The following is a 22,574-nucleotide window of genomic DNA, read 5'->3' on the forward strand; positions in this document are numbered from 1 at the left end:
ACCGCCATGCAGCTTCCCCCCCCCGCGATCACACCCGCGGGTGTTCGAGCCCCCGTCCGGCCGCTGTCGGACGGGGGCTCGCCGTTGTCTCCCGGCCCCTTCACCCCGGTTGCTGTCACCTGTCCCCCGAGCGCGTCACCTGACCGGGCGCGGCCTCGTCGCGGAGCGGGGCGGCGGATGATTCGCTGGAGGGCGTGAAGTCCGCACGCCCCGCCGCCGTCGCCCTGATCAGCGCCACCGCGCTGGGGCTCGGCGCGCCCGTCGCCGCGGCCCGGGTGGAGCCGGATCCGATGTCGGCCGGTCAGCGGGTGCGCATCAGTGACGGCCGGCAGTGCGCGGCGGCCCGGGGTGCGCGGGCGGACTCGGCGCTCTTCGGTTCGGTGGCGCTGCGGCCGAGCACGCGGGGGATGGCCGCCGATGCCTGGGTCCTCGAGCGGGCGGCGCCGGGGCGCTACCAGGTCACCATCGAATGTGCGCCGGGCGGGGCGAAGTTCACCGAGACCGTGACGGTGCACCGCGGGCGGGTGGAGGGGGTGAACATGGTGCAGGCAGCCAGTGGTCTGGCGCTGTTCCTGCTGGCCGGCAGTGCGGCGTATCTGCTGCGGCGGCGCGGGGCCGGCGCGCGGTACTGAGCGTACTCGTACGGAGCGGCGGGTGCGGTGGCGTCGAGAGCGGGTGGGGTGAGGACGTTCCCGGGTGACGGGTGACGGGTGACGGGTGACGGGTGGCGGGTGGCGGGACGGGCGTACCGTGGGCGGATGACCCGTCACCGGCCCGTCCGACGCGTGGTGTCCCTGGTGCCCTCCCTCACCGAGGCGGTGGCGGCCTCCGCCCCCGAGCTGCTGGTCGGCGTCACCGACTGGTGCAGCCACCCGGCCGGGCTGGACGCCGCCCGCATCGGCGGCACCAAGAATCCCGACACCGCGGCGATCGCCGCCCTGGCGCCCGACCTCGTCCTCGCCAACGAGGAGGAGAACCGGCCGCCGGACCTCGACGCCCTGCGGGCCGCGGGGCTCGACGTGCTGGTGACCGAGGTACGGACGCTGGACCAGGCGTTCGGCGAGCTGCGGCGGGTCCTGGTCGACGGCTGCGGACTGCCCCGGCTCGCGTGGCTGGACGCCGCCGAGGCCGCCTGGCGTGATCTGCCGGTGCGCCGCGGGGACGGGAGGGCCGCGGTGGTGCCGGTCTGGCGGCGGCCGTGGATGGTGCTCGGCCGGGACACCTTCGCCGGGGACGTCCTCGCCCGCCTCGGCGTACGCAATGTCTACGTTGGCTGTGCCGAGCGCTATCCGAAGATCGCGCTCGCCGAGCTCAACGCCGCCCCGGCCGATCTCGTCGTGCTCCCCGACGAGCCGTACCGGTTCACCGCCGACGACGGGCCCGAGGCGTTCCCGGACCTGCCCGCCGCGCTGGTCAGCGGCCGCCATCTGACCTGGTACGGACCGTCGTTGGCGGAAGCTCCCGACGTTCTGGCGAAGGCGCTCGCCGCGGCCCGGTGACGTCGCCCGGACCGTGGAGACTACGCCTTGACCGGCTGAGGTACCGGCTGAGGTGCCGTCAGCAGGCGTCCGTGGACCAGCCCGCTCGCGGTGCGGCAGCCGGCCACCGCCACCGCCGTCACCAGGACGGCGAACAGCGCCACGGCCAGCCAGGTGAAGAGGGCCAGACCGGTGTGCGCGGCCAGCCCGGCCGCTCCGGTGACGCAGGTGCCGAGCGGGAAGGTGAAGCCCCACCAGGTCATCGCGAAGCCCATACCGGCGCGGAACGCGCGGACCACCATCGCCCCCGCTATCGCCAGCCACAGCAGCGCGAAGCCCGTCACCGGCACGCCGTAGAGGACCGCGAAGGCGCTCATGGCGTGGGCGGTCGCGGCGTCCACGGTTTCCGGGGCGACGCCCGCGAGGTTGCTCACCGCGGTGGTGGACTGGCCCAGCGGGCCGAGCACGAGGAAGAGGGTGGGTGTCAGGGCGAGCGGCAGCGGGCCGTGGTGGAGGAGCCGGGACACGACGAGGGGGAGTACGGCCAGGGTCGCCAGCAGGGACATGCCGAACAGGGCGTAGCAGGCCAGCAGCAGCGCCTGCCGCGGCTGGCCGGCCGGCAGATGGGGGACGAGCGCGGGGCCGAGGGCCGCGGAGACCATGGGGGCGACGAGGGGCAGCAGCCAGACGGGGGTGGCGCTGCCCGGTTCGATGCGGTGCCGGGTCACCATCAGGTACGGGATCGCCGCGGCACCCACGACACCGACGAGGGTGCCCAGGGACCACAGGGTGACGTCGACGGCGAGGGCGGCCGGCTCGTCGATGACGTCCCGGCCCACCGCGAGCGTGCCGCCGCCCACCGCCAGCAGCGCCATGGCCAGGCAGCCGTAGAACGGGGCCACCGACGGGTCCTGGAGGTGGCGGCGGGCCTGGTCGGTGTGGCGCAGCCAGTGCACGGCGCGGGCCGTCAGGAGCGTCACCAGCATCAGCGCCGACAGCGCCCAGACCACCTGGTAGGCGGTGTGCAGGCCGGGAGCGGTGAGCGGGAGGGCATGGCCCGCGTTGGCGACGATGGCGGTGCCCATGACGGCGGCGTACCAGTTCGGCCCCAGGTGACGGACCGGGCTCGGGGGCCGCGGAGCGGAGGGGGCGGTGCGGGACGCTGCGTGCGCGAGGGTAGCCATGGCTCCAGCGTCTCCGTGCGGAACCGTCCCCACCAGGGACTATCCGTCTATGACGGCATAAGCTGGGGTTATGGGCAGGAGTGGTTACGAGGAGGGCGCCGGTGCCGGGCCCGTCGCCGTATCGCTGTCGCACCGGGTGCCGGATCTCGGTGCGCTGGAGCTGCTGCTCGCCGTCGCGCGGCTGGGCAGTCTGGGGCGGGCGGCCCGGGACCGGGGGATCAGTCAGCCCGCGGCCAGCAGCCGGATCCGGTCGATGGAGCGGCAGTTGGGGGTGGCGCTGGTCGAGCGGTCGCCGCGCGGCTCCCGGCTGACCGACGCCGGGGCGCTGGTGACGGACTGGGCGCGGCGGGTGGTGGAGGCGGCCGAGGCGTTCGACGCGGGGGCGCAGGCGCTGCGCGGGCAGCGGGACTCCCGGCTGCGGGTCGCGGCGAGTATGACCATCGCCGAGTACCTGCTGCCCGGGTGGCTGGTCGCGCTGCGGGCGGAGCTGCCCGGGACGGCCGTCTCGCTGCTGGCGGGGAACTCCAGCGCGGTGGCCGAGCGGCTGCTGGCCGGTGCGGCGGACCTCGGTTTCGTGGAGGGCCTGCAGGTGCCGGCGGGGCTGGACGGTGCGGTCATCGGGCATGACCGGCTGCTCGTCGTCGCCGCGCCGTCGCATCCGTGGACCCGGCGCCGCAGCGCGCTGACCCCCGCCGAGCTGGCCGGGACCCCGCTGATCCTGCGCGAGCGCGGCTCCGGCACCCGGCAGGTGCTGGACGCGGCGCTCGCCGGGCACGGCGGACTGGCCGAGCCGCTGCTGGAGCTCGCCTCGACCACCGCGGTGAAGGCCGCCGTGGTGAGTGAGGCGGCACCGTCGGTGCTCAGCGAGCTCGCGGTCGGGGAGGAGCTGAGCGCCCGCCGGCTGGTGGAGATCCCGGTGAGCGGGCTGCGGCTCGGCCGTGACCTGCGGGCCGTGTGGCGGACCGGTCAGCGGCCCGTGGGCCCGGCCCGCCGCCTGCTGGGGCTGACCCGGGGGACGTCCTGAGGCGGCGGGAGCGGTGTTGATCGCCGCACACGGGCCTCGCTAGGGTGTGCGAATCGAGTGGGCGCCACCGCGCCCACTGCGGACAACAAGGGGGAACGGCCGCATATGAGGCTCAAGTTCATCGCGCCCGCCGTCGTCTCGGCGGCTCTGGTCGGCACCGCGTTCACTGCCGGGACGGCTGTGGCCGGCACACCCGGAGCGGCGCGGCCGGCCGTGACGGCCAAGGCCACGGCGGCCGACTGCGTCTCCGCGTGGGCCCAGGAGAATGTGAAGATCCGCAAGGAGCGGAAGCTGAACAGCACCGCGGTCGGGCTGTTCACGAAGGATGCGAAGACCTGCATCCAGGGCAAGGGGACGGGGCAGGCCTACGACCTGTGCAACCGCTCGGGCAACGACTGGTACAAGATCACGTTCCGCGGCAACACCGGCTGGATCCCCGCCTCCTGCGGGATGCGGGAAGTCTGAGATACGCGGGACGTCCGAGGCACACGGGACGTCTGAGACACGTCACACCTCACGCCCCGGGGACACCTCGCGTGCCGCCGCCACCAGCGCGTCCATCACGCGCGGGTCGTCCCCGGCCTCCGGGTGCCACTGCACCCCCAGCGTGAAGGCCCGCGCGTCCGGCAGTTCCAGCGCCTCGACGGTGCCGTCCGCCGCGTACGCCGAGGCCAGCAGCCCGCTGCCGAGCCGGTCCACCGCCTGGTGGTGGTACGTCGGTACGGACACCGGCTCGGGCAGCGCACGGCCGAGCAGCGTCCCGGGGACCGGCTCGACATCGTGGTGCCCGAAGACCCCGGGCGGTCCGGCATGCCCGTCGAGGTGCTGGACGAGGGTGCCGCCCCGTGCCACGTTCAGCAGTTGCAGTCCGCGGCAGATGCCCAGCAGCGGCACCCCGTCCGTCAACGCGGCCTCGATCAGGGCGAGTTCCCAGGCGTCCCGGTCCAGGGCCGGCGGTCCGGTCCTGGGGTGCGGCTCCGCGCCGTAGCGGTCCGGTGCCACATCCGCGCCGCCGGCGATCACCAGTCCATCCAGCCGGGCCACCGTCGCCGCGGCGGTCGCCGGATCACCGGGCGGCAGCAGGACGGGCAGTCCGCCCGAGCGCTGGACCAGCCGGGGGTATCCGGCGGGCACCAGCGCGGCCGGCAGCGTCCAGACTCCCCAGCCGGCCTCCTCCTGATAGGTGCTGACGCCGATGAGGGGGCTGGTCACGGGTCCTCCAAGGGTCCAAGGGGTGGGAAGAGCACGGGAGTCGGGGACGGTCGGTCAGTGTTCCAGCTCGGCTTCCGCCGCCGCCAGCGCCGCGAACTCCTCCTCGGGCGCCGCGGCCACCAGCCGGTGCCGGGAGTAGAACGCGAAGTACGCCAGCGCCACGACGTACACCGCGAGCGCGATGACCGCGGCGTCCTTGTCGACCAGGAACGTCGCCACCAGCGCCGAGCAGGCCAGAACGAAGGCGACGGACGAGGTCAGCAGGCCGCCGGGGGTGCGGTAGGGGCGGTGCAGACCGGGCTCCCGGCGGCGCAGCACGATATGCGACAGGGCCATCAGAGCGTACGAGATGGTGGCGCCGAAGACCGCGATGTTCAGCAGCCGGGCGCCGTCGCCGGTGGCCGCGGCGAGCCCGAAGCCCAGCCCGCCGGGCACCAGCAGCCCCAGGTAGGGGGCCTTGCGGCGGCTGGTCAGCGAGAGGAAGCGGGGGAGGTAGCCGGCCCGGGAGAGGGCGAACAGCTGCCGGGATCCGGCGAAGATCAGCGAGAAGAAGGACGCCACCAGGCCTGCCAGGCCCGCGTAGTTGACGATCCGGCTGACCGTCGTCGGCACACCGTGCGGTTGCAGCGCCTGGACGAGGGGGTCGCCCACCGACTGGAGGGCGGCCGAGCCGCGTGCCCCCGTCGCGGCGACAAAGGTGATCAGGGCGAGCAGCAGCAGCACGCCCATCGCGGCGGCCATCGCCCGGGGCAGGGAACGCGCCGGGTCCTTGGTCTCCTCCGCGGCCAGCGGTACGCCCTCGACACCGAGGAAGAACCACATGGCGAAGGGGAAGGCCGCCCAGATCCCCAGGACCCCGAACGGCAGCCAGGAGTTCGCCCCGAAGGCGCCGGCCTCGACCGGGATGTCGTCGAGCGCGTCGACGTGGAAGTCGGTGAGCGCGGCGCAGGCGAAGACGAGGAGCGCGGCGACCGCGACGGCGGTGACGATCAGGCTGAAGCGGAGCGCCTCGCCGACGCCCCACAGGTGGATCCCGATGAAGAGGACGAAGCAGGCGAGGTGGACCGGCCAGCTCGAGTGCAGGCCGAAGAGGCCCAGGGATTCGATGTAGTCGCCGATGAAGAGGGCGATCGCGGCCGGGGCCAGGACGTATTCGATGAGGATGGCGGTGCCGGTGAGGAAGCCGCCCCAGGGGCCCAGCGCGCGCCGGGCGAAGCCGTAGCCGCCGCCGGCGGTGGGCAGGACCGAGGCCAGCTCCGCCAGCGCGAAGACCAGGCAGGTGTACATCAGGCCCATCAGGACGGCGGCGATCGCCAGGCCGCCGAAGCCGCCGTGGGCCAGTCCGTTGTTCCAGCCCGAGAAGTCGCCGGAGACGACGTAGGCGACGCCCAGGCCGGTCAGCAGCAGCGGTCCCGCGCTGCCGCGGCGCAGGGTCCGCCGCTCCAGATAGGCGGCGTCGGACGAGGCGCCGCCCGGGGGAGCGCCGCCGGTGGAGGCGGTGGGCGGTGCGGTCTGCGAATCGGTGCTGTCGGCCATGAGCCGCTCCTGCCTCGCCGAGGGGAATCGAGCAAAGGTTCTGGCGCGTACCTTTGCTTCCCGGGGCGCTCCGGCGCAAGACCTCTGTGTAAAAGAATGGTTAACCGGGGCCTCGGGGCGCCGGGGTCTCAGGGTGCCGGGGTCTCAGAGCGCAGGGGCCTCAGGGTGTGCCGGTGCGGCCAGGAAGCCGCGCAGCAGCGCCGCGGTCCCGCAGCAGTGCTCCCGCATCACCTCGCGGGCGCCGTCGGCGTCGCCCTCCAGCACCGCCTCGACCAGCGCGCCGTGCTGGGCCTGCGAGTGCTCCAGATTGCGTACCAGCAGCGGAATGCAGTCCAGCAGCTCGTTCACGGTCGCCCGCACGGCCGCGTACTGGGCGGCCAGCGACGGGGAGCCGGACAGCTCGGCGAGGGTGAGGTGCAGCAGGGTGTCCTGCCGGCGGTAGTCCGCGAGCGGTGCGTCCTGGGTCGCCGCCAGGGCCGCCCGCAGCCGGTCGGCCCGTTCCCCGGCCAGGCCGTGCGCGGCGCACAGCCCGGCCGCGCCCACCTCCAGCACCTCCCGGAACCGCAGCGTGTCCTCGACATCGGTCTTCTCGATCCGGCGGCGCAGCTCGGTCTCGCCCGGGGTCTCGGTCCGCACCCGGACGAAGGTGCCGCCGTAGCGCCCGCGCCGGCTCTCCACCAGGCCCTCGTCCTGGAGCACCTTCAGCACCTCGCGCAGGGTGACCCGGCTGATCTGGAGCCGCTCGGCCAACTCCCGCTCCGCGGGCAGCCGTTCGCCCTGGGGTACCAGGCCGAGCCGGACGATCTGGAGTATCTGCTCCAGGGCCTCCTCGAAACCGTTGCCCGCCCGCACCGGCCGCAGTACGGGTGCCAGCCGGTCAGCCGCACCGTCCATCGTCACCCCTTCCCAAGCAATGGTTCATGTGCATACCTTATGACCTCCGGATGCAGTGACAGGAGGCACCACCGTGGCAGACCGCACGCCCCCACTCTCCGTCGGGGAGCTCAGAGCCCTCGTCGACACCGGGGAGATCGACACTGTCGTCCTCGCCTTCACCGATATGCAGGGCAGGCTCCAGGGCAAGCGGTTCGCGGCCCGGTACTTCCTCGACACCGTCCTCGACCACGGCACGGAGGGCTGCAACTACCTCCTCGCCGTCGACGTCGACCTCAACACCGTCGACGGCTACGCCATGTCCTCCTGGGAACGCGGCTACGGCGACTTCGCCATGCACGGCGACCCCGCCACCCTGCGCCGCACCCCCTGGAACCCGGGCACCGCCCTGATCACCGCCGACCTCGCCTGGCACGACGGCTCCCCGGTCGCCGCCTCACCCCGGCAGATCCTGCGCCGCCAGCTCGACCGGCTGGCCGAGCGGGGCTGGCGCGCCTTCGCCGGCACCGAGCTGGAGTTCCTGCTCTTCAAGGACTCCTACGAGGACGCCTGGTCACGCGGCTACCGCCAGATGACCCCGGCCAACCAGTGGAACGGCGACTACTCCGTCCTCGGCACCGGGCGCGTCGAACCCGTCCTGCGCCGCATCCGCAACGAGATGGGCGCGGCCGGGATGACCGTCGAGTCCGCCAAGGGCGAGTGCAACCTCGGCCAGCACGAGATCGTGTTCGTCTACGACGAGGCGCTCACCACCTGCGACCAGCACGCGATCTACAAGACCGGCGCCAAGGAGATCGCCGCCCAGGAGGGCATGGCGCTCACCTTCATGGCCAAGTACGACGAGCGTGAGGGCAACTCCTGTCACATCCACCTCTCGCTCCAGGACGAGCAGGGCCGGCCGGTCCTCGCCGACGACTCCGGCCCCTACGGCATGTCGCCCACCATGCGGCACTTCCTCGCCGGCCAGCTCGCCGCGCTGCGCGACTTCACCCTCTTCTACGCCCCCAACATCAACTCCTACAAGCGCTTCCGGCCCGGCTCCTTCGCCCCCACCGCCGTCGCCTGGGGCCCCGACAACCGGACCTGCGCCCTCCGGGTCGTCGGTCATGGCCGTGCCCACCGCCTGGAGAACCGCCTCCCCGGCGGCGATGTGAACCCCTACCTCGCGGTCGCCGCCATGGTCGCGGCCGGCCTGTACGGCATAGAGCACGAGCTGGAGCTCCCCGAGGCGACGACCGGCAACGCCTACACCGCCGACGCCGCGCACGTCCCCACCAGCCTCCGCGAGGCCGCCGGGCTGTGGGAGCGCAGCGCCGTCGCGCGGGAGGCCTTCGGCGACGAGGTCGTCGACCACTACCGCCACATGGCCCGCGTCGAACAGGACGCCTACGACGCCGCCGTCACGGACTGGGAGCGCTTCCGCTCCTTCGAGCGCATGTGAGGAAACCACCACCCGTGTTGCACGAGCTGAAGATCATCAACCCGGCCACCGAGGAACTGGTGGCCACCGTCCCCACCACCTCCCCCGACGAGGTCGACGCCGCGGTCCGCCGGGCCGCCACCGCCCAGGAGGCCTGGGCCGCGGTGGCCCCCGGCGACCGGGCCCGGATCCTGCGCCGCTTCGCCGAGGTCGTCGACGCCCATGTCGACCCGCTCGCCGATCTCGAACTCCGCGAGGCCGGGCACCCGTTGGGCAATGCCCGCTGGGGAGCCGGCAACGTCCGCGATCTGCTGCACTACGCCGCCGGGGGAGTGGAACGGCTGACCGGACGTCAGATCCCGGTCGCCGGCGGGCTGAACATCACCGTCCAGGAGCCGCTCGGCGTCGTCGCCGTGATCGCCCCCTGGAACTTCCCGATGTCGATCGCCGCCTGGGGCACCGCCCCCGCCCTCGCGGCCGGCAACGCCGTCCTCCTCAAGCCCGCCGAGACCACCCCGCTCACCGCCCTCCGGCTCGCCGAACTCGCCCTGGACGCCGGCCTCCCCGAGCACCTCTTCCAGGTCCTGCCCGGCGAGGGCCCGGTCACCGGCACCGCACTGGTCGACCACCCCGGCGTCGCCAAGGTCGTCTTCACCGGCTCCACCGCCACCGGCCGGCAGATCGCCGCCCGCTGCGCGGCACAGACCAAACGGCTCACCCTCGAACTCGGCGGCAAGAGCCCCAATATCGTCTTCGCCGACGCCGACATCGAGGCAGCGGCGGCCGCCGCCCCCGCCTCCTTCCTCGACAACACCGGCCAGGACTGCTGCGCCCGCAGCCGCATCCTCGTCCAGCGGAGCGTCTACGACCGCTTCATGGAGCTGCTGGAGCCCGCCGTCAAGGCGTTCGTGGCGGGCGACCCGGCCGACCCCGCCACCCGGATGGGCCCGCTGATCTCCGCCGCCCAGCGCGAGCGGGTACGGTCCTACGTCCCCGAGGACGCCCCCGCCGCCATCCGCGGCGAGGTGCCCGCCGGGAAGGGCTTCTGGTACCCGGCCACCGTCCTGGAGGGCCGGCCCGGGGACCGTACCGCCGTCGAGGAGATCTTCGGCCCGGTCGCGGTCGCCCTCCCCTTCGACGACGAGGCCGATGCGGTACGGCTCGCCAACGCCAGCGACTACGGGCTCTCCGGCTCGATCTGGACCCGCGACGTCGGCCGGGCGCTGCGCGTCTCACGTGCCGTCGCGGCCGGCAACCTCTCCGTCAACTCCCATAGCAGCGTGCGCTACTGGACCCCGTTCGGCGGGTTCAAACAGTCCGGACTCGGCCGTGAACTGGGCCCGGACGCGCTCACCGCCTTCACCGAGACCAAGAACATCTTCATCAGCACAGAGGAGTCCCAGTGAGCGACGACCAGACCGCAGTGTGCCGCCGCCTCGTCGGCCGTACCGCCGTGATCACCGGAGCCGGCAGCGGCATCGGCCTGGCCACCGCCCGCCGGCTGGCCTCGGAAGGCGCCCATGTCGTCTGCGCCGACATCGACGAGGCCGCCGGCAAGAAGGCCGCGGACGAGGTCGGCGGGCGCTTCGTCCAGGTCGACGTGACCGACTCCGAGCAGGTCGAGGCGCTCTACAAGACCGCCTTCGACGCCTACGGCTCGGTCGACATCACCTTCAACAACGCCGGTATCTCCCCGCCCGACGACGACTCCATCCTCACCACCGGCCTCGATGCCTGGAAGCGCGTCCAGGAGGTCAACCTCACCTCCGTCTACCTCTGCTGCAAGCACGCCCTGCCCTATATGCAGCGCCAGTTCCAGCAGACCGGGCGCGGCGGCTCCATCATCAACACCGCCTCCTTCGTCGCCGTCATGGGCGCCGCCACCTCCCAGATCAGCTACACCGCCTCCAAGGGCGGCGTGCTGGCCATGTCCCGCGAACTGGGCGTGCAGTTCGCCCGTGAGGGCATCCGGGTGAACGCCCTGTGCCCCGGCCCGGTGAACACTCCGCTGCTCAAGGAACTGTTCGCCAAGGACCCCGAGCGCGCGGCGCGCCGTCTCGTCCACGTCCCGGTCGGTCGGTTCGCCGAGCCCGAGGAGATCGCGTCCGCGGTCGCCTTCCTCGCCAGCGACGACTCCTCCTTCGTCAACGCCGCCGAATTCCTGGTCGACGGCGGTATCGCCGGGGCCTACGTCACTCCGCTCTAGCCCCTCTGTAAGGTCCATGACCAGCACCGGAACCGGCTCTCGTGCCGGTTCCGGTTGCGGTCCTGCCCCTCATGCGTCAAGGAGGATGCATGCGTACCCAGCGCACCCTCGTCTCCGGCCTGCTCGCGGCCGCCGCCCTCGCGGCCTCGGTGCCCGCCGCCACCGCCACGGCCGCGCCGGCCCAACCCCGGTCGCGCACCGCCTGCCCCCAGCTGTCCACGGACCTGCAGTGGTACGGCGACAACCGCGCCAAGCTCCAGAAGATGATCGACGAGCGCGGCAGTTGCAGCGGCATAGGAGGCCCCCGGCCGGTCGCCGCCTTCGACTGGGACAACACCGTCGTCAAGAACGACATCACCGACCTGACCATCGCCTGGGCGCTCCGGCACGACAAGATCCTCCGCCCGGCGAGCTGGAAGTCCACCAGCAAGTGGCTGACCGACGAGGCCGACGCCGCCCTGACCAAGGCCTGCGGCACCGACGTGCCCGTCGGCAAGCGGCTGCGCACCTCCACCAACGCCGCCTGCGCGGACGAGATCTTCGAGATCCGCGCCGAGGGCAGGACGATGAGCGGCGCGGCCGCCTTCGCGGGCGAGTGGAACCACCGGCGCACCGTCCCGCAGTACGCATGGGTGCCCCAGCTCTTCACGGGACACACCGTGCGGCAGCTGGAGTCGTACACCAGGAAGGCCCGCAAGGAGGCCCTGGCCGCGCCGGTGGGTGCCACCCAGAAGGTCGGGACGCACGAGGTCTCCGGCTACGCCCGCTACTACGACCAGCAGCGCGACCTGATCCGCACGCTCAAGAAGGCCGGATTCGACGTCTACATCGTCTCGGCGGGCTCGGAGCCGGTCGCCGAGGTGTGGTCGCGCGGCGTCGGCATCGACCGCGACCACACCATCGCGATCCGCTCGGTCCTGGACAAGCGCGGCCGGATCACCCCCTGGACCCAGGGCTGCGGCGACGTCCCCGTCAGCAAGGGCGAGGCCATCCCGTACATGGACGGCAAGCGCTGCTTCATCAACCAGGAAATCTACCGCGTCAAGGGCAAGAAGGCCTGGCAGCAGCAGCCGTGGGACCGGCGCATCGCGCTCGGCGGCGGTGACGCCGACACGGACGTGACGTTCGTCGGCGACGCCACCGGCGCCCACCTCGTCCTCAACCGCAACAAGGCCGAGGTCATGTGCCGCGCCTACGACAACAGCGACGGCCGCTGGGTGGTCAACCCGATGTTCATCGACCCGAACCGGCGCCAGGCCGCCCCGTACCCGTGCTCGACCACCGGCTACACCCGGCCGGACGGCACGCACGGCCCGGTCCGCCGCCCGGACGGTTCGGTGATCCCGGACCAGCAGGACACCATTCACGGCTGACGGCTGACGGCTGACGGCTGACGGCTGACGGCTGACGGCTGACGGCCCGGGGGCCCGGGGGCCCGGGGGCCGCACCTTCCTGTGCGGGTGTCACAGGAAGGTGCGGCCCTCGCCCCGGTACGTCGGCACCGTGTCCACCACCCGGTCCCCGTCGATCAGCTGCAGCGCGTCGAACCGCTCGCACAGCTCACCGGCCTTCGCGTGCCGGAACCACACCTTGTCGCCGATCGCCAGGCCGTCCGCGGCCGGCCCCAGCAGCGGCGTCTGCACCTCACCGGGCCCCTCCTGAGGGTCATAGCGCAGTCCGGTCGGCAGATACGGCACCGGCAGCCGGTCCGCACCCGCCGCCCCCGACGCCGGATAGCCGCCGCCGAGCACCGTCACCACTCCACGGCCGGGCCGGCGGACCACCGGCTGGGCGAAGAGCGCCGCCGGACGCCCGCGGAACGAACGGAAGTTGTCGAACAGCGCCGGTGCATACAGCCCCGATCCCGCCGCGATCTCGGTGACCGCCGCCTCCGCCGCCGTGTGCTGCACACTCCCCGTACCGCCGCCGTTGACGAACTCCAGCCGCGGTGCCACCGCCCGCACCGCCCGTACGGCCTCCCAGCGCCGCCGCGCCAGCTCCTTGCGCGCCGCCGCCTGCATCACCCGGACCGCCCGCGAGAACACCGGCCGGCCGGCGACCTCGTCGCCCACCCCCGCCACATGCCCCTCGTAGGCCATCAGCCCCACCAGCCGGAAACCGGGCCGGCGCACCACCGACCGGGCCAGCGCGGCCAGATGGTCCGGCGACCGCAGCGGTGACCGCCGGGCACCGACCCGTACCGCCCCCAGCCGGTACGAGGCGTCCAGCTCCAGGCACACCCGTACCTCCTCGCCGCCGCCCGCACCCCGGGGCCGGGCCGCGTCGATCAGATCCAGCTGTGCCGGGTCGTCGACCATCACCGTCACCGCGGCCGCGAGCCCGGCATCGGTGGTCAGCTCGGCGAAGCCCGCCCGGTCCGCCGAGGGGTACGCCACCAGCACGTCCGGGAAACCGGAGCGCGCCAGCCACAACGACTCGGCCAGCGTGAAGCCGAGGATCCCGGCGAAGCCGTCCCGCGCCAGCACCCGCTCCAGCAGCGCCCGGCAGCGCACCGACTTGCTCGCCACCCGGATCGGCTTCCCCCGGGAGCGGCGCACCAGATCGGCGGCGTTGGCGTCGAAAGCCCGGAGGTCGATGACGGCCAGAGGGGCGTCGAGGTGGGCGGTGGCCCGGTCGTAGTCGCCACAGGGCTTCTCGCCCCGCGCGTCGGCTCTCTGCGAAGGCATGACCGCAGCCTGCCAGAGCTCCCCGCCGCCGCGTAGGGGAGAGATCCCGACAGAGTGGACACCGGGTCGCCCGTGGGTTGCCGCACCGGCGCGGCCAGCCCGTAGAGTGACTCGATGCCGCAACCAGCAGGTCAGCGGCGTGTTGTCCGGATACGAACCACCCTGCCCCGATTGCGCATCGGGTTAGGCGGGGAGGCGGCGCGAGGGGGAGCGCGGGTGAGCACCGACGCAGAATTCGCCGATGCGCGACGGATCCCGCCCATACCCCCGCACCCGCCCGTGGCACCCGCGCCGGACGAGGACCCTCATACGGCCGTGCTGCGCCGCCGCGTCCCCGCTGCCCCGCCCGTACCCCCCGCCGCCCCACCCGCCCCACCGGCCCCGTCCGCGCACCACCCCGCGGCCTCCGTCCCGCCACCCGGCCCCGCGCGCCCGGCGGTTCCGCCCCGCCCCACCGCACCGCCGCCCGGCCCGGCCGGACAGCCCGCCGCCTTCCGCGACACCGCCGCCTACCACCTCGCCCGCAGCCAGGACCTGTGGCACGAGCCCCACGAGCGCGCCGCCGCCACCCCGCCGGCCCCCGAACCGGCCTCCGCCACCCCGTCCGCGGCGCCCGGCAGCCGGCCCCCCACTCCCGCGGCCGAGCACCCGCCGCGTCCTCCCCGGCCCCGGACACCGCCCCCGCCCCAGACGGCCGGCGGCGTGCCCGCGCCGTCCCCACGGCCGGCCGGGACCGGCCGCCGTCCCGGCGCCCGGATGATCACCGCCGCGGCCTGCCTCGTCCTCGGCATCGGCCTCCTCGGCGGCGCGGCGGCCGGGAGTTGGCTCACCGCCACCCGCGCCGACGGCCCGCCCTCCCGCGAGGCCGCCTTCGCCAAGGGCCGCGACGCCTGGCACAACACCCCCGTCGACACCCTCTTCCCGCGCACCGTCGAGGGCCTGGGCATCGGCCCCGGAGGCGCCGACCGGACCTGGAGCCGGATCGCCGTCGCCCCCGACGGCGGCTGCGCCGACGCCTACGACGCACCGCTCGCCCAGGCCCTCGCCCGGGCGGGCTGCGTCCGCCTGCTGCGCGCCACCTACCTCGACGCCACCCGCACCAACGTCATCACCGTCGGCGCCCAGACCACCGAGGCCGACCTGGCCGGCATGCTGGCCCTCAACACCCGCTTCAGCACCCAGAGTCTGGGCCACCGCACCGACCTGATGCCGCTGCCGTACGCGCCCAAGGGCACCCCCGCCGAGCGCTTCGGGCGCGCGCAGCGGGCGAGCTGGACGGTCAGGGTGCTCACCGACATCCCGGTCGTCGTGTACGCGGTCTCCGGCTTCGCCGACGGCCGCACCGTCGCCGCACCGCAGCCCGCCGAGGCCGCCACCCGGGCCGGCGCCACCACCGCCCCGGCCGAATCCGGCCTCGGCCACGATGCGAAGGACCTCGCGGACCGTGTCGCGGCGGCCTTCCGCACGGCCTCCGGCATCCCCGGGAAGAGCGCGGAGTCGCCGGCATGACGAAGGCCGTGACGAAGGCCATGAGGAAGGCCGTGACGAAGGCAGCCATGAGGAACAACCTGCTGCGTGGTGCCACCGCGCTGGCCTCCGCGGCGCTCGCCCTGCTCCCCGCCGTACCGGCCCGGGCCGACGCCATCCGCGCCCAGGAGTGGGGCCTGCAGGCCGTCCACGCCCAGGAGGCCTGGCGCACCACCAAGGGCGCAGGCACCACCGTCGCCGTCCTGGACACCGGCGTCGACGCCCGCCACCCCGACCTCGAAGGCCAGGTGCTGCCCGAGAAGGACCTGGTCGGCTTCGGCGCCGGCCCCGGCGACGCCACCTGGGCACAGCACGGCACCGGCATGGCGAGCGTCATCGCCGGCCGCGGCCACGGACCGGGCAACCAGGACGGCATCCTCGGAGTCGCCCCCGAGGCCCGGATCCTCCCGGTCCGCGTCATCCTGGAGGACAAGGACCCCGAGCGCGAACGCGCCCGCACCGCCCGGGCCGGCGCGCTCGCCGACGGCATCCGCTACGCGGCCGACCACGGCGCCGACGTGATCAGCATGTCCTTGGGCGACGACAGCGAGACCGCACACCCCGAGCCCCGGGAGGACGCCGCGATCCAGTACGCCCTCGGCAAGGGCATCCCCGTCGTCGCCTCCGCCGGCAACGGCGGTATCAAGGGCAACCGCGCCTCCTACCCCGCCGCCTACCCGGGTGTCATCGCCGTCACCGCCGTCACCGAGCAGGGCGGCCGCGCCCCGTTCTCCACCCGCCACTGGTACGCCGCGGTCAGCGCCCCCGGCCACGACATCCTCATGGCCGGCAACGACGACGGCTACGTCAACGGCTGGGGCACCAGCCCCGCCGCCGCCTTCGTCTCCGGCGCCATCGCCCTGATCCGCTCCGCCCATCCCGACCTCAGCCCCGCTCAGATCCGCGGTCTGCTCGCCTCGACCGCCCAGGACGCCCCCGAGGGCGGCCGCGACGACGACCTCGGCGCCGGCCTGATAGACCCCGCCGCCGCCCTGGAGGCCGCCGCCGGCCTCGAGCCCACCCCGCAGAAGCCGTCCCCCGCCGCCTACGCCCACCGCTACTTCGGCCCCGGCCCGACCCCGGACGCCACCGACGACACCCCCACCCCCTGGCTCCCCTGGACCGCCGGCGCCATCGGCCTGGCCCTCCTCACCACCGCCTTCCTCCTCCGGCGCACCCGTACCTGACCGCGCCCCACGGAACGCCCCACCGGACGCGCCGGACGACGCCGCACACCGCCCCGATACGCTCGGGACCGTGCAGAAGAACATCCCCGACCCCGGTTTCGCCGACGACGACGGCTCCGCCGACCCCGCCCTCGCGGCGGCGCTGGCGGCCTACGACACCGACCGGAGCACCGAACCCCGGCTCCTGGCCGCGCTGGCCGGCGCCCGCGTCCTCGTTCCCGTCGTCGCCGTCCTCGGCGAGGTGGAGGAGGGCCCGGACGGTCTCCGCCGCGAGAAGACCAGCGATATGGCCGTGCCCACGCTCCAGGCCCCGGACGGCCGCCGTGCCCTGCCCGCCTTCACCTCCATGGAGACGCTGCACCGCTGGCGCCCCGACGCCCGCCCGGTGGCCGTTCCCCTGGAGCAGGCGCTGCTGGCCGCCGCCCACGAGCAGGCCGACACCGTCGTCGTCGACCTGGCCGGCCCGGTGACCTACGCACTGACCGGCCCCGCCCTGCGCGCCCTCGCCGAGGGCCGTACGAGCGCCGACCCGCTCGCCGACCCGGCCGTCACCGACGCCCTGCGTGCCGTGCTCGCCGCCGAGCCCGCCGTCCTCGCCGCCCATCTCGCGCCCTCCGCCGAGACCGACGGCACTCTCGCCCTCGGCCTGGCCGCCGACGCCCCGCCCGCCGAGGCCGCCCAGCGGCTCGCCCAGGCCCTGGCCGCCGACGAGACCCTGCGAGCCCGGCTCGTCAAGGGCCTCGACCTGGCCCTCCTGCGGCCCGGCGCCACCACCCCGGGGGAACCCCTCTACCAGCGCTGACCCGTCACGCCCCAACGGGCGCGATCGTCTCCACGGCCGCACAATGCGAGGAGAGCTCAAGATCCACGCGAGGAGAGCCACATGGAGACAACGGAGACGGAAACCGAGCCCGAGGGCGGCGCGGCCCCGGCCGTGAGCCGGGCCGTCGTGTGCGAGTTCCTCGGCACGCTGCTCCTGGTGTTCTTCGCCGTCGGCTCGGCGGTGCTGGCCGGTGAGTACATCGGCACCTTCGGCATCGCCCTGGCCTTCGGCTTCACGATGCTGGCACTGGTTTACGCCCTCGGCCCGGTCTCGGGCTGCCACATCAACCCCGCGGTCACCCTCGGCATGCTGCTGGCGCGCCGGATCCCGCCGCGCACCGCCGTCGAGTACTGGATCGCCCAGATCGTCGGTGGTATCGCCGGCGCCGCGCTGCTCTTCCTGGTGGCCAAGCAGGTCCCGGGGCTCCAGACGGACGGCGCCTTCGGCACGAACGGCTGGGGCGACCGCTCGGCGGTGCACATCAACCTCGGCGGCGCGTTCGTCGCCGAGATGGTGATGACCTTCCTCTTCGTCTACGTGGTGCTGTCGGTCACCCACGCGGGCGCGGCGGCCGGCCTCGCCGGCGTGGCGATCGGCCTGGCGCTGGCCACCGTCCACCTCATCGGCATCCCCCTGGACGGCACCTCCGTGAACCCGGCCCGGTCCCTCGGACCGGCCCTGTTCGCCGGCGGCGCGGCGCTCACCCAGGTGTGGCTCTTCCTCGTCGCACCCCTAATCGGTGGCGTGATCGCCGCCGCCGTACACCAGGTCACGCACCCTCCCCAGGCCGACGCTGGGCCCACCTGAAGACCACAGGTGTGACGATCAGGCGTATCGGTATCGGACGTATCAGGCGAACACGGGACCGGTGAACTTCTCGCCCGGCCCCTGCCCCGGCTCGTCCGGAACGATCGATGCCTCGCGGAACGCCAGCTGGAGCGACTTCAGGCCGTCGCGCAGCGGTGCGGCGTGGTAGGAGCCGATCTCGGTGGCGCTGGCCGTCACCAGTCCGGCGAGGGCGTGGATCAGCTTGCGTGCCTCGTCGAGGTCCTTGTGCTGGGCGCCCTCCTCGGCGAGCCCGAGGTTGACCGCCGCCGAGCTCATCAGGTGCACCGCGACCGTGGTGATCACCTCGACCGCCGGCACCTCCGCGATGTCCCGGGTCATGCTGTCGAAGTCGGGACGCGGCGCGTCCGTCGCGCTCGCGGCGTCGGGCTGCTGCGGGGTCTGGTCACTCATGTGGCTTCTTCCTGCTGAGGGGTCGGCTCAAGCCTATGACCCGCGCCCGCGGGCCCCGCGTCCGGGGACGTCCGCGTGCGCACACCGTCCGCACACGAGTGCGCACACCATCCGCACACGAGTAGGGCTGCCCTCTTGACTCGTGTATTCTGGTGTTCCGACCGGCCGGACACGTATGTGAACGGCCCACAAGTGGAGGCTCCGATCTCCCACCCGGCCGACCTCAGGGACGGCGGGTCACTGGTCAGGCTGCGCCCCGCGGAGACTTCGCGGCGGTGCTCCCGATCTCGTTCTGGAGCCCCGCCTGTGTCCCGTCCGGGGCGTTTTTCACGTCACGGCGCGGTTGGTCACACCGAACAGACGTTACGCGGCAGTCCGCCAGGCCGTCGCGTGGTGCTACCGAGGAGGATCCATCAGCGCCGAGCCCCGCATCAACGACCGGATTCGCGTCCCCGAGGTGCGACTCGTCGGTCCCAGTGGCGAGCAGGTCGGCATTGTGCCGCTTGCCAAGGCCCTGGAGCTTGCGCAGGAGTACGACCTCGACCTGGTCGAGGTGGCGGCGAACGCCCGTCCGCCGGTCTGCAAGCTCATGGACTACGGAAAGTTCAAGTACGAGTCGGCCATGAAGGCCCGTGAGGCGCGCAAGAACCAGGCGCACACGGTCATCAAGGAGATGAAGCTCCGGCCGAAGATCGACCCGCACGACTACGACACCAAGAAGGGTCACGTCGTCCGGTTCCTCAAGCAGGGTGACAAGGTCAAGATCACGATCATGTTCCGTGGTCGCGAGCAGTCCCGCCCCGAGCTGGGCTTCCGGCTGCTGCAGCGCCTCGCGGAGGACGTCCAGGACCTCGGCTTCATCGAGTCGAACCCGAAGCAGGACGGCCGCAACATGATCATGGTCCTCGGTCCGCACAAGAAGAAGACCGAGGCGATGGCCGAGGCCCGTGAGGCGCAGGCCGCCCGCAAGGCGGAGCGCCAGGGTGGGGCTCCCGCGGAGGAGCCCGCCGGGGAGCCCGCCGAGGCGTGATCCACGGGCGCGAGCCCCGGATGCATGCCGGGGCACCCGCCCCGGACACCAACCGATACATCTGACGCTCCCGTCAGCCGGTCCATGCCGGTGGGAGCGCCACTGACGAGGAGAGAACGGCGCATGCCGAAGAACAAGACGCACAGCGGTGCCAGCAAGCGCTTCAAGGTCACCGGCTCTGGCAAGGTGCTGCGTGAGCGCGCCGGCAAGCGCCACCTGCTCGAGCACAAGTCGTCCCGCGTGACGCGTCGCCTCACCGGCAACGCCGAGATGGCCCCGGGCGACGCCGCGAAGATCAAGAAGCTTCTCGGCAAGTGAGTCCGGGCGCCCCGCCGACGGCCGGGGCGCTGGACCAGGACCGGGACCCAATCGAACCGGGCCGCGTGACGAACAACCGCGGCCCCGCTACAAGGAGTTAACAAGTGGCACGCGTCAAGCGGGCAGTCAACGCCCACAAGAAGCGCCGGGCGATCCTCGAGCAGGCCAGCGGCTACCGCGGCCAGCGCTCCCGCCTGTACCGCAAGGCGAAGGAGCAGGTCACCCACTCTTTCGTCTACAACTACAACGACCGCAAGAAGCGCAAGGGCGACTTCCGTCAGCTGTGGATCCAGCGCATCAACGCCGCTGCCCGCGCCAACGGCATGACCTACAACCGCTTCATCCAGGGTCTGAAGGCCGCCAACATCGAGGTGGACCGCAAGATCCTGGCCGACCTCGCGGTCAACGACTCGAACGCGTTCGCCGCGCTCGTCGAGGCCGCCCAGAAGGCGCTCCCGAGCGACGTCAACGCCCCGAAGGCTGCCTGAACCCCAGCCTGACGACGTTGTGACGCGGACCCGCAGGCCCCCGGCCTGCGGGTCCGCCGCATTTCCGTCCGGCCCCGCTACCGGCCCGGACCCCGTACGCCGGACCCCCACCGCACGAACAACAGAAGCGAGCCGCCGCCCATGGGCACCCCCGAGCTGATCTCCCCGCGTTCCCCGCGCGTCACCGACGCCCGGCGGCTGGCCCGCCGTGCCTTCCGGGGCAAGGAGCGCCGGTTCATCGCCGAGGGCCCGCAGGCCGTACGGGAGGCGATCGCCCACCGCGTCGGCGGTGAGTCCACGCTCGTCGAGCTGTTCGCGACCGTCGAGGCCGCCGAGCGGCATGCCGAGATCGTCGAGGCCGCCCGGGCCTCCGGGGTGCGGGTGCACCTCGCCGACGACCGGACCGTCGCCGACATCTCCCAGACGGTCACCCCGCAGGGCCTGCTCGGCGTCTGCCGGTTCCTCGACTCGCCGTTCGAGGAGATCCTCGCGGCCCGCCCGCGGCTGGTCGCGGTGCTCGCGAACGTCCGCGACCCCGGCAACGCGGGCACGGTGCTGCGCTGCGCGGACGCCGCCGGCGCGGACGCGGTGGTGCTCACCGACGCCTCGGTGGACCTCTACAACCCCAAGTCCGTACGGGCGTCGGTCGGTTCGCTCTTCCACCTCCCGGTCGCGGTCGGCGTACCCGTCGAGCGGGTGGTGAGCGGGCTGCGGACCGCAGGCGTCCGGATTCTGGCCGCCGACGGCGCGGGCGACCGTGACCTCGACGCCGAGCTGGACGCCGGCTCCATGGGCGGGCCCACCGCCTGGGTCTTCGGCAACGAGGCCTGGGGGCTGCCCGAGGAGACCCGGGCGCTGGCGGACGCCGTCGTACGGGTCCCCATCCACGGCAAGGCCGAGAGCCTCAACCTCGCGACGGCCGCCGCGGTCTGCCTCTACGCCTCCGCCCGTGCCCAGCGCGGCGCCGGCGGCTGCCGCGCGGTGTCACCCGCCTGAGGGGGCGTGGCCGGGATTCCCCCGGCGCCTCCGATGCGAGCTAGTAGTCTTGCGTGCCCGGGGCCCGGAAGGGGGTAACGGGGATGAGTGTGAGGACTTCTGGCATCGCGGTCGCTGCTGAGGGCTGCCCGTCCGACGAATCCGTGGGCGGCCTCGACCCCGACACACTGCCCGACGGCCTGGTCGTCGCCGACGAACACGGCCGGGTGATCTGCTTCAACGCCGCCGCCGCGAGGATCACCGGCATACCGTCCGGGGAAGCGCTCGGCCGCCCCCTCGAAGACGCCCTTCCGCTCCAGGACGTCGAGGGCCGCCGCTGGTGGCGGCTGACCGACCCGTACGGCGGGCTGGCCATCCGCCGCGGCCAGCCCGAGCGCAATCTGCTGCTCGGCGGCCGTGAGGTGCTGGTCTCCGCGCGCTATGTGCGGGCCCGGCCGACCGGTCCCGTGCAGCGCCTGGTGATCGCGCTGCGCGGTACCGAGGCCAGGCGGCGCACCGAGCTGAGCCACGCCGAGCTGATCGCCACCGTCGCCCATGAACTGCGCTCCCCGCTGACCTCCGTCAAGGGGTTCACCGCCACCCTCCTCCAGAAGTGGGAACGCTTCACCGACGACCAGAAGCGGCTGATGCTGGAGACCGTGGACGCCGACGCCAACCGCGTCACCCGTCTGATCGCCGAGCTGCTGGACATCTCCCGGATCGACTCCGGGCGGCTGGAGGTGCGGCGGCAGCGGGTCGACATGGTCGCGGCGGTGCGCCGGCACGTCCAGGCGCAGACCACCGCCGGTGAGCGGCCCGACCGCTTCCTCGTCCGGATGCGGGAGCCGCTGCCCGATCTGTGGGCGGATCCGGACAAGGTGGACCAGGTGCTGGGCAACCTGCTGGAAAACGCGGTGCGGCACGGCGAGGGAACCGTCACCATCGAGGTCGGACCGGTATCGGACGCGACCAGCGCGGAGGGGACGAGTGTGACCGTGAGCGACGAGGGCCCGGGCATCCCGGAGGAGTCGATGAGCCGGGTGTTCACGCGGTTCTGGCGGGGCAGCAAGCGCGGCGGCACGGGCCTGGGCCTCTACATCGTCAAGGGCATCGTGGAGGCGCACGGCGGCACGATCACGGTCGGCCGGGCCCCGGCCGGCGGCGCCCAGTTCCGCTTCAGCCTGCCCGTCGCGGCACCGGCCTTCATGAACTAGGGCCGATCGCGGCGGGCGCCCCGCGGGCCGTACGCCGACGGCCCGCCCCTTAGACTTGGCCTTTGGCACCTTTGGCGCACAGGCATCATCGGGGGCACTCGCCGAGGCGAAGCGAGCCAAGCCAAGCCAGTC

Annotated in this window: 23 protein-coding genes; 17 read left to right on the forward strand and 6 right to left on the reverse strand. The window is 73.4% G+C overall.

Annotated elements, in window-relative coordinates; genetic code table 11:
• The first annotated feature begins 194 nt into the window (after positions 1-194).
• Entirely contained in the window at positions 195-632 is a 438-nt protein-coding gene (locus ACFY12_RS06020; RefSeq protein WP_390714533.1) for a hypothetical protein, read from the forward strand.
• Between the two features lie 126 nt (positions 633-758).
• Positions 759-1,499, forward strand: a complete 741-nt coding sequence (locus tag ACFY12_RS06025) for a helical backbone metal receptor (protein ID WP_390714534.1) — start codon at positions 759-761, stop codon at positions 1,497-1,499.
• 20 nt (positions 1,500-1,519) lie between these two features.
• Here the strand turns inward: ACFY12_RS06025 and ACFY12_RS06030 are convergent, their stop codons facing one another.
• Positions 1,520-2,662, reverse strand: a complete 1,143-nt coding sequence (locus ACFY12_RS06030; RefSeq protein ID WP_390714535.1) for a TDT family transporter — start codon at positions 2,660-2,662, stop codon at positions 1,520-1,522.
• Between the two features lie 70 nt (positions 2,663-2,732).
• Here ACFY12_RS06030 and ACFY12_RS06035 point away from each other — a divergent pair, with 70 nt between their 5' ends.
• Both ACFY12_RS06035 and ACFY12_RS06040 read left to right on the forward strand, forming a co-directional pair.
• Positions 2,733-3,686: a LysR family transcriptional regulator gene (locus tag ACFY12_RS06035; RefSeq protein ID WP_390714536.1), complete on the forward strand. Its 954-nt coding sequence runs from the start codon at positions 2,733-2,735 to the stop codon at positions 3,684-3,686.
• Between the two features lie 105 nt (positions 3,687-3,791).
• Complete coding sequence (locus ACFY12_RS06040) at positions 3,792-4,151, forward strand: hypothetical protein (RefSeq protein WP_390714537.1); 360 nt, start codon at positions 3,792-3,794, stop codon at positions 4,149-4,151.
• Positions 4,152-4,193: 42 nt separating this feature from the next.
• Here the strand turns inward: ACFY12_RS06040 and ACFY12_RS06045 are convergent, their stop codons facing one another.
• The 3 genes from ACFY12_RS06045 to ACFY12_RS06055 all read right to left on the reverse strand — a co-directional run bounded on the left by ACFY12_RS06045 (position 4,194) and on the right by ACFY12_RS06055 (position 7,328).
• Positions 4,194-4,898, reverse strand: a complete 705-nt coding sequence (locus tag ACFY12_RS06045) for a gamma-glutamyl-gamma-aminobutyrate hydrolase family protein (protein WP_390714538.1) — start codon at positions 4,896-4,898, stop codon at positions 4,194-4,196.
• A gap of 54 nt (positions 4,899-4,952) precedes the next feature.
• Positions 4,953-6,434 carry an ethanolamine permease gene (gene eat / locus ACFY12_RS06050; RefSeq protein WP_390714539.1) on the reverse strand — a complete coding sequence of 494 codons (1,482 nt, stop codon included), beginning with the start codon at positions 6,432-6,434 and terminating at the stop codon, positions 4,953-4,955.
• A 144-nt stretch (positions 6,435-6,578) separates the two neighbouring features.
• Positions 6,579-7,328, reverse strand: coding sequence for a FadR/GntR family transcriptional regulator (locus tag ACFY12_RS06055; protein ID WP_390714540.1), 750 nt, complete (start codon positions 7,326-7,328; stop codon positions 6,579-6,581).
• A gap of 73 nt (positions 7,329-7,401) precedes the next feature.
• Between ACFY12_RS06055 and ACFY12_RS06060 the strand changes: the two genes are divergently transcribed.
• The 4 genes from ACFY12_RS06060 to ACFY12_RS06075 all read left to right on the forward strand — a co-directional run bounded on the left by ACFY12_RS06060 (position 7,402) and on the right by ACFY12_RS06075 (position 12,327).
• The gene (locus ACFY12_RS06060; protein WP_390714541.1) at positions 7,402-8,769 is read left to right on the forward strand and encodes a glutamine synthetase family protein; all 1,368 of its coding nucleotides are present in this window, start codon (positions 7,402-7,404) and stop codon (positions 8,767-8,769) included.
• A 14-nt stretch (positions 8,770-8,783) separates the two neighbouring features.
• Positions 8,784-10,154, forward strand: coding sequence for an aldehyde dehydrogenase family protein (locus tag ACFY12_RS06065; protein ID WP_390714542.1), 1,371 nt, complete (start codon positions 8,784-8,786; stop codon positions 10,152-10,154).
• Entirely contained in the window at positions 10,151-10,954 is an 804-nt protein-coding gene (locus ACFY12_RS06070; RefSeq protein WP_390714543.1) for a 3-oxoacyl-ACP reductase, read from the forward strand. Before ACFY12_RS06065 ends, ACFY12_RS06070 begins: the two co-directional genes overlap by 4 nt.
• 89 nt (positions 10,955-11,043) lie before the next feature.
• Positions 11,044-12,327, forward strand: a complete 1,284-nt coding sequence (locus tag ACFY12_RS06075) for a haloacid dehalogenase-like hydrolase (protein ID WP_390714544.1) — start codon at positions 11,044-11,046, stop codon at positions 12,325-12,327.
• A gap of 90 nt (positions 12,328-12,417) precedes the next feature.
• On the opposite strand, the gene ACFY12_RS06080 is transcribed toward ACFY12_RS06075, so the two are convergent.
• Complete coding sequence (locus ACFY12_RS06080) at positions 12,418-13,641, reverse strand: amino acid deaminase/aldolase (protein ID WP_390714545.1); 1,224 nt, start codon at positions 13,639-13,641, stop codon at positions 12,418-12,420.
• A gap of 216 nt (positions 13,642-13,857) precedes the next feature.
• On the opposite strand from ACFY12_RS06080, the gene ACFY12_RS06085 reads away from it, so the two are divergent.
• The 4 genes from ACFY12_RS06085 to ACFY12_RS06100 all read left to right on the forward strand — a co-directional run bounded on the left by ACFY12_RS06085 (position 13,858) and on the right by ACFY12_RS06100 (position 17,985).
• Entirely contained in the window at positions 13,858-15,150 is a 1,293-nt protein-coding gene (locus tag ACFY12_RS06085; protein WP_390714546.1) for a hypothetical protein, read from the forward strand.
• A 47-nt stretch (positions 15,151-15,197) separates the two neighbouring features.
• Positions 15,198-16,355 carry a type VII secretion-associated serine protease mycosin gene (gene mycP, locus ACFY12_RS06090; protein WP_390714547.1) on the forward strand — a complete coding sequence of 386 codons (1,158 nt, stop codon included), beginning with the start codon at positions 15,198-15,200 and terminating at the stop codon, positions 16,353-16,355.
• 70 nt (positions 16,356-16,425) lie between these two features.
• On the forward strand, positions 16,426-17,157 hold the full coding sequence (locus ACFY12_RS06095) for an SseB family protein (protein WP_390714548.1): 732 nt from the start codon (positions 16,426-16,428) through the stop codon (positions 17,155-17,157).
• A gap of 81 nt (positions 17,158-17,238) precedes the next feature.
• Positions 17,239-17,985 carry an MIP family channel protein gene (locus tag ACFY12_RS06100; RefSeq protein WP_390714549.1) on the forward strand — a complete coding sequence of 249 codons (747 nt, stop codon included), beginning with the start codon at positions 17,239-17,241 and terminating at the stop codon, positions 17,983-17,985.
• 42 nt (positions 17,986-18,027) lie between these two features.
• Here ACFY12_RS06100 and ACFY12_RS06105 read toward each other — a convergent pair whose 3' ends face one another.
• Complete coding sequence (locus ACFY12_RS06105; protein ID WP_390714550.1) at positions 18,028-18,417, reverse strand: DUF1844 domain-containing protein; 390 nt, start codon at positions 18,415-18,417, stop codon at positions 18,028-18,030.
• A 343-nt stretch (positions 18,418-18,760) separates the two neighbouring features.
• Between ACFY12_RS06105 and infC the strand changes: the two genes are divergently transcribed.
• The 5 genes from infC to ACFY12_RS06130 all read left to right on the forward strand — a co-directional run bounded on the left by infC (position 18,761) and on the right by ACFY12_RS06130 (position 22,442).
• Positions 18,761-19,447 (forward strand): translation initiation factor IF-3, encoded by a 687-nt coding sequence (infC, locus tag ACFY12_RS06110; RefSeq protein ID WP_390714551.1) that lies wholly within the window; start codon positions 18,761-18,763, stop codon positions 19,445-19,447.
• A 123-nt stretch (positions 19,448-19,570) separates the two neighbouring features.
• A complete protein-coding gene (rpmI, locus tag ACFY12_RS06115) occupies positions 19,571-19,765 on the forward strand; it encodes a 50S ribosomal protein L35 (protein WP_016576627.1) in 195 nt (64 codons plus the stop codon).
• A gap of 104 nt (positions 19,766-19,869) precedes the next feature.
• Entirely contained in the window at positions 19,870-20,253 is a 384-nt protein-coding gene (rplT, locus tag ACFY12_RS06120; RefSeq protein ID WP_390714552.1) for a 50S ribosomal protein L20, read from the forward strand.
• Positions 20,254-20,394: 141 nt separating this feature from the next.
• A complete protein-coding gene (locus tag ACFY12_RS06125) occupies positions 20,395-21,249 on the forward strand; it encodes a TrmH family RNA methyltransferase (RefSeq protein WP_390714553.1) in 855 nt (284 codons plus the stop codon).
• 83 nt (positions 21,250-21,332) lie between these two features.
• Positions 21,333-22,442 (forward strand): ATP-binding protein, encoded by a 1,110-nt coding sequence (locus ACFY12_RS06130; protein ID WP_390714554.1) that lies wholly within the window; start codon positions 21,333-21,335, stop codon positions 22,440-22,442.
• The last annotated feature ends 132 nt before the right edge of the window (positions 22,443-22,574 follow it).

The organism is Streptomyces sp. NPDC001339, assembly GCF_042895955.1.
Taxonomy (GTDB): Bacteria; Actinomycetota; Actinomycetes; order Streptomycetales; family Streptomycetaceae; genus Streptomyces.

What these genes read in the sequence shown, in the direction of transcription:
- ACFY12_RS06025 (WP_390714534.1), top strand. Translation starts at nt 759, where the DNA reads ATGACCCGTCACCGGCCCGTCCGACGCGTGGTGTCCCTGGTGCCCTCC.
- ACFY12_RS06030 (WP_390714535.1), bottom strand. Translation starts at nt 2,662, where the DNA reads ATGGCTACCCTCGCGCACGCAGCGTCCCGCACCGCCCCCTCCGCTCCG.
- ACFY12_RS06035 (WP_390714536.1), top strand. Translation starts at nt 2,733, where the DNA reads ATGGGCAGGAGTGGTTACGAGGAGGGCGCCGGTGCCGGGCCCGTCGCC.
- ACFY12_RS06040 (WP_390714537.1), top strand. Translation starts at nt 3,792, where the DNA reads ATGAGGCTCAAGTTCATCGCGCCCGCCGTCGTCTCGGCGGCTCTGGTC.
- eat (WP_390714539.1), bottom strand. Translation starts at nt 6,434, where the DNA reads ATGGCCGACAGCACCGATTCGCAGACCGCACCGCCCACCGCCTCCACC.
- ACFY12_RS06055 (WP_390714540.1), bottom strand. Translation starts at nt 7,328, where the DNA reads ATGGACGGTGCGGCTGACCGGCTGGCACCCGTACTGCGGCCGGTGCGG.
- ACFY12_RS06075 (WP_390714544.1), top strand. Translation starts at nt 11,044, where the DNA reads ATGCGTACCCAGCGCACCCTCGTCTCCGGCCTGCTCGCGGCCGCCGCC.
- ACFY12_RS06080 (WP_390714545.1), bottom strand. Translation starts at nt 13,641, where the DNA reads ATGCCTTCGCAGAGAGCCGACGCGCGGGGCGAGAAGCCCTGTGGCGAC.
- mycP (WP_390714547.1), top strand. Translation starts at nt 15,198, where the DNA reads ATGAGGAACAACCTGCTGCGTGGTGCCACCGCGCTGGCCTCCGCGGCG.
- ACFY12_RS06100 (WP_390714549.1), top strand. Translation starts at nt 17,239, where the DNA reads ATGGAGACAACGGAGACGGAAACCGAGCCCGAGGGCGGCGCGGCCCCG.
- ACFY12_RS06105 (WP_390714550.1), bottom strand. Translation starts at nt 18,417, where the DNA reads ATGAGTGACCAGACCCCGCAGCAGCCCGACGCCGCGAGCGCGACGGAC.
- rpmI (WP_016576627.1), top strand. Translation starts at nt 19,571, where the DNA reads ATGCCGAAGAACAAGACGCACAGCGGTGCCAGCAAGCGCTTCAAGGTC.
- ACFY12_RS06125 (WP_390714553.1), top strand. Translation starts at nt 20,395, where the DNA reads ATGGGCACCCCCGAGCTGATCTCCCCGCGTTCCCCGCGCGTCACCGAC.
- ACFY12_RS06130 (WP_390714554.1), top strand. Translation starts at nt 21,333, where the DNA reads ATGAGTGTGAGGACTTCTGGCATCGCGGTCGCTGCTGAGGGCTGCCCG.